General features: G+C 46.2%; 7 protein-coding genes. All 7 read left to right on the top strand.

What is annotated here, in order from left to right; all coding sequences use genetic code 11:
* The first annotated feature begins 194 nt into the window (after positions 1-194).
* A complete protein-coding gene (locus tag QEH59_RS18145) occupies positions 195-869 on the top strand; it encodes a DMP19 family protein (RefSeq protein ID WP_308986799.1) in 675 nt (224 codons plus the stop codon).
* 81 nt (positions 870-950) lie between these two features.
* The gene (locus QEH59_RS18140; protein WP_308986798.1) at positions 951-1,196 is read left to right on the top strand and encodes a hypothetical protein; all 246 of its coding nucleotides are present in this window, start codon (positions 951-953) and stop codon (positions 1,194-1,196) included.
* Positions 1,197-1,286: 90 nt separating this feature from the next.
* Positions 1,287-1,964, top strand: coding sequence for a DUF1963 domain-containing protein (locus tag QEH59_RS18135; protein ID WP_308986797.1), 678 nt, complete (start codon positions 1,287-1,289; stop codon positions 1,962-1,964).
* A 313-nt stretch (positions 1,965-2,277) separates the two neighbouring features.
* Positions 2,278-2,571 (top strand): hypothetical protein, encoded by a 294-nt coding sequence (locus QEH59_RS18130; protein WP_308986796.1) that lies wholly within the window; start codon positions 2,278-2,280, stop codon positions 2,569-2,571.
* Between the two features lie 65 nt (positions 2,572-2,636).
* Positions 2,637-3,050 (top strand): hypothetical protein, encoded by a 414-nt coding sequence (locus QEH59_RS18125; RefSeq protein WP_308986795.1) that lies wholly within the window; start codon positions 2,637-2,639, stop codon positions 3,048-3,050.
* A 580-nt stretch (positions 3,051-3,630) separates the two neighbouring features.
* A complete protein-coding gene (locus QEH59_RS18120) occupies positions 3,631-3,957 on the top strand; it encodes a hypothetical protein (protein WP_308986794.1) in 327 nt (108 codons plus the stop codon).
* A gap of 116 nt (positions 3,958-4,073) precedes the next feature.
* A complete protein-coding gene (locus QEH59_RS18115) occupies positions 4,074-4,418 on the top strand; it encodes a hypothetical protein (protein WP_308986793.1) in 345 nt (114 codons plus the stop codon).
* The last annotated feature ends 186 nt before the right edge of the window (positions 4,419-4,604 follow it).

Genomic DNA, 4,604 nt, shown 5'->3' with positions numbered 1-4,604 from the left:
TGGTTCACATTCGAGCCCTCACCCTAAAAAAATAGAATGAAGCCGATAGATCAGAGCGGAATCCACCTGACCAAGGGCGGCAGCATATCCAGACGAGCTAGTCAATGCGAGATCACGCGCCAGTTTTGCGACAATCATTTGCACGATTGACCTCGCAGGCTCGCATCGACTACTCTTCACGTTGGAAGAAAGAAATGACTACACGCATTAAATGCACCCAATGCGATCGAATGATCCTAGAGGTAACTGCGAAAGTTAACGAAGGGCTTTGTGGTCACTGCAAGAGAGACAAGGACAGCGCTGAGTCTAGAAAAAGAATCGACGATGCTGTTCAAGGATGGCTCAAGAACCCAGAAACACTTCCGGGAACAAATGGCATTCCAATGCCTGACGACATCGCACTATCGATGGCTGCTAGTCAGGTTAGAAGCCGCCTGTTCCCAACTGAAGAAGATAAAATGGAAGCACTATGCCATAAGCACTTCCACAAGGCGCACGACAAGTGGAGTGATTCGGGAGCCCGACTCCTTAGCAAGGAAGAAAAACATACACTAGCTGTAGAGACATTCTATGGTGAAGTTTGGAACGGCGGCCTAATGCAATATTTAGGAAATGAATCAGGTGCCTTTGCAGATTGGGCAGACGAAGCGTTTGCTGAGATAGGAATTCCAGAATATTCGAAACTAATGAAAGAAGTGAAGGCATTGTTCCCTGATTCCACGATCCCAACCGATCCAGACAAAAGGTGGGATCTAGTAGAGAAATTAGATGAGGAGATGCTTGATTGCATGGAGAACATCGTCTGGGAGAAGAATGAAGCGGAACCGGATGAAATTCGACTAAAGCTCTACAACTATCTAAAGAACTAAAATTCCAACCAGACGGTGGTCTCAATTCAGTTACGCGCTCCGCGCTCCACTGAATCGAGACACCTCCGCGATTCAACAAAAATGAATACCCCAGAAAAAGAAAAACTAGAATCCTGCACGGAGACGCTTCTTGGCTTGAATCCGAGCCTATTAATCCGATCAACTGAATTAGAGAATCTCAGCATATTTGGATTCACAAATGAGTCGTTCATTCATGCCATCGGAGATTACAATTTCCTTCCACTGGAGGAAAGGAGATATACCTTCACAAAGGATCACCAAAGTGGTGAATTCGACTTCCATATGAAGATTGTCCGAAATGGTTGAACCAGTCGATACAGCGAATGCGAGTAATGCCTCCAGTGTTAATCTAAATCAGTCGGCTCGCATCCGCTGATCTCTTCGTTGGACAAAGAAATGAATCGGCAACTGATACAGTTTACCAAAAGCAAGAAGCCAATCTCTGAGCCGGAAACGAAATTCGGTGGTCAGCCAAACTGGATCAAAGAAGTGGAATGGCCACTCAGTCGAGCGACAGGTGAGCCGATGCGTTTCATTTGTCAGATTGTGTTGTCACCCGAACTGTTCGGCGAATCTGAAGCGAAGGTCGCCTACATATTCATGACCGACGGGAAGGATTACGTCGATGGAACATGGGAGCCTGACGGTGGAGAGAATGCAGTTATCCTCCAGCCAGGCAGCACTGAAGCCCCAACAAAGAAGTATACAAAGGGACCAACTCTTTACCAGATGGTGAAGAAAATGTTCCAGAAACGCCTGCAACCTGAACCATGTGAGTTTAAAGTCGAAGGTAGCATTTCTGACGAGCCTGATTTCATCCCGATCGACCAACGGAGCGAGTTGAGTGATTCAGACTTCGAGGCTTATGCAAGGAAGCTTGAAGGAAATAAAATAGGTGGCTCACCTATTTTCCTACAAAATGACGAGTTTCCTGATTCAGAACCATGGGATCTTCTTCTTCAGCTAGATTCGACATCAGTTCCCTTCTATGTGAATTTTGGAGACGCAGGAATCGGGTATGCTTTTATCTCCAAGGACAGAAAGAAAGCGAGGTTCCTCTGGCAATGCGCATAAAAACACAAAGTCCAACAAGACGGAGCACTCAATGTCGCTAACGCGCCATCGAGTGTCCTCGACGTATGGGAAGAAAATAGAATCGACGGATCGAAGTATTTAGACTAAGCATTTGAGAGTAAGAGAAGGAACAAAAGAAATAAAATCCTCAGACAGCCAGAGCCGAGTCGCCGGTTGGTAAAAAGAAGAAGAAATTGAAGATTTAAATCCCCAGATGAAGCCCACAATTCAGAACCCCACACTCACCACGGCCTGCGGCCATATCCAGACGCTTCTGGACAACGCCTAAAGGCGCGCCAGAGCTCGACGATAAATGAAAGAAATAACGAACAGCTTAGCAGTTTCAATGGAACTGAATGAAGCGGTTGAACACCTACAGGACTTAGTCACAGAAGTTGAAAAAGGAGATTACGCACCTGAGGGAGAGTATTGCTACGCGACAGCTCTTCGTCACATTTATGAACACTTGAACCGTTCGTTCCATTTTGCAGACATGGAGCAAACGAGAATTGAAGAAATCTCTCAGGAATCGTTTGAAGAGCTCAGCGATACCTTACCAACATTCCTATTGCCCCTGCGGGAGGCAAAATCTATCAAGTCGGAGTGATCAACTCCGTTACGGCTCCGCCTCCACTACGTGATCATCCTCGACGTTCAGCGAAAGAAATAGAAATGATAATCGTCTACGGCTTCTTTGCAGTTTTGGCACTTCTCATCGCCGGAGCAGCATTTCGACAAAAGAAAAATGAAAGAATCGCGTTCGCTGTAAGTGCATTCGTATTCTCGTGTTTAATGTATCAGCTTGCTGGTTTTGCCCACTCCCTCAGTTACAACATTTGGTATAGCAGTGCGACAGACAAGCTACTGGAAGCGTCAATTGGTGCGTTGGAAGAGAAAAGAGAAGGCCAGCTGCTGAACGAATTGAAATCACTCAGAGAGAATCTTGTCGTGACGTATGAATTCAAGGGCGACTACCCTGAGCAAGCCCTAGAGGCGGTTGAGAATCTGACCATCACGGCTGAACCAGGCGAGGTAGTCAATGCGAGTTCAGCCGCCGGATTATCCGAGAACCACTTACACGATTGACCCGTTAGGCTCGCATCGACTACTCTTCACGTATGGGAAGAAAATAGAATCGACGGATCGAGGCATTCAGGCTAAGCATTTGAGAGTAAGAAAAGGAACAAGAAAAACAAAATCCTCAGACAATCTGAGCCGAGTCGCCAATTGACAAAAAAGAAGAAATTACAGATTCAAAGCCCCAGATGAAGCCCAGCATTCAGAACCCCACACCCACCACGGCCTTCGGCCATATCCAGACGCTTCTGGACAACGCCTAAAGGCGCGCCAGAGCTCCACGATATGAGAAAAGAATGAATTTTTACAACCGCTACGCTAGAGGCAGGGAGGAAGGGAGAACAAAATGATCTTACACTGTCTGAATCGTCTCCCATCCTCGCCCGTAGGGCTCTCTAGCGAAGCGGTTGTGAACAAAAAATCGAAGCTAATTGAAGAGAAGCGACTTGCCGGATTCGATACCGCAGGGCTTTCTGGAATTCATATCCAGACGGCACAGGTCAACCCATTTTACGCGCTAGAAATCCGACAACCCTAACTAATACGAATCCCTCAGGCTGGGTGCCTGGCCTCCACGTTCTGGAATAAAATGAAGCGAAGGAAAGAAAGCATTTGGACGAAAAACCTTCTTCATACGAAGGCTGGAATGTTCTTCTCGGCGTTTATCATGCCCGTCCTAGCCTTCGGCTTTGGGTTGTATGGAATAATTGAAAAGAAAGTGCGCCTAAGAGGCTTTACTTATGAAGGTCTGGACGCACAGGTTCTAGGCGCTGGAATAATTTTTGGAGCCATCGGATATTCACTTATTTTCACCTTCTCGGCCAAGATTGATTACCAAAAAAGGAAAGTCCCCATGCTTTTCTGTTTTGCAGTTATGTTTGGAGCTATCATGTTCAGTGTAGGTCGAAACATCTGAGCCAGAACCAGTCGGCTCAGGTCAACCCATTTTACGCGCCAGATAATCCGAGAATCAACTAAACAACTAACCCATCAGGCTGGGTGCCTGGCCTCGACGATAGGCAAAGAATTAATATGGCACTTAAAGACCTCTCTTTTTTCGAGCGAATGCTTAGAAGTCGATTTTACGCGCATCGGGATACTCGATACTGTTCGACCCCTGACCGTAATCTTCGCATCTTGGTTAGAGACCAAATCCCCACTTCTAAAGACGGTGCGGACGCAGGATTGGAGTTGGAGACTCGGCAGTGGATTCGTGACTTCTATTCCAGAACAATTGTTGCATGGATTGCTCTTATTATTTCCGTCCTCGCCCTCGGCATCTCGATCGTAAGTGTGTTTCTGGACAGGAATAATGAACCTAAAATAAAGGAAGAGAAAGAAAGTCATAAAGCATATAGTGAAGACTATACCGAATGATATCACCCCCATTAGAGTCTCCGGAAATAACACGCCTATCAAGACGGAGATATCAACTGCATTCGCTGCGCTCATTTGTGATATTCCTCCACGATGGGTGAAAAATTAAATGTATACTAATCCACAAGGGGCAATAGGCGTTGGTTTCATAATCTGTATTTTTGCAGCATGTTGGGGATGGTGGTT

Origin of the sequence: Thalassobacterium sedimentorum, from assembly GCF_031127905.1 — a bacterium.
Taxonomy (GTDB): Bacteria; Verrucomicrobiota; Verrucomicrobiia; order Opitutales; family Coraliomargaritaceae; genus Thalassobacterium; species Thalassobacterium sedimentorum.
Note: the sequence above shows the minus strand (reverse complement) of the source record. Positions and strands in the feature narration are given on the sequence as shown.

Excerpts from the sequence above, each read along its gene's own strand:
- QEH59_RS18145 (WP_308986799.1), top strand. The coding sequence starts at position 195 with ATGACTACACGCATTAAATGCACCCAATGCGATCGAATGATCCTAGAG.
- QEH59_RS18140 (WP_308986798.1), top strand. The coding sequence starts at position 951 with ATGAATACCCCAGAAAAAGAAAAACTAGAATCCTGCACGGAGACGCTT.
- QEH59_RS18135 (WP_308986797.1), top strand. The coding sequence starts at position 1,287 with ATGAATCGGCAACTGATACAGTTTACCAAAAGCAAGAAGCCAATCTCT.
- QEH59_RS18130 (WP_308986796.1), top strand. The coding sequence starts at position 2,278 with ATGAAAGAAATAACGAACAGCTTAGCAGTTTCAATGGAACTGAATGAA.
- QEH59_RS18125 (WP_308986795.1), top strand. The coding sequence starts at position 2,637 with ATGATAATCGTCTACGGCTTCTTTGCAGTTTTGGCACTTCTCATCGCC.
- QEH59_RS18120 (WP_308986794.1), top strand. The coding sequence starts at position 3,631 with ATGAAGCGAAGGAAAGAAAGCATTTGGACGAAAAACCTTCTTCATACG.
- QEH59_RS18115 (WP_308986793.1), top strand. The coding sequence starts at position 4,074 with ATGGCACTTAAAGACCTCTCTTTTTTCGAGCGAATGCTTAGAAGTCGA.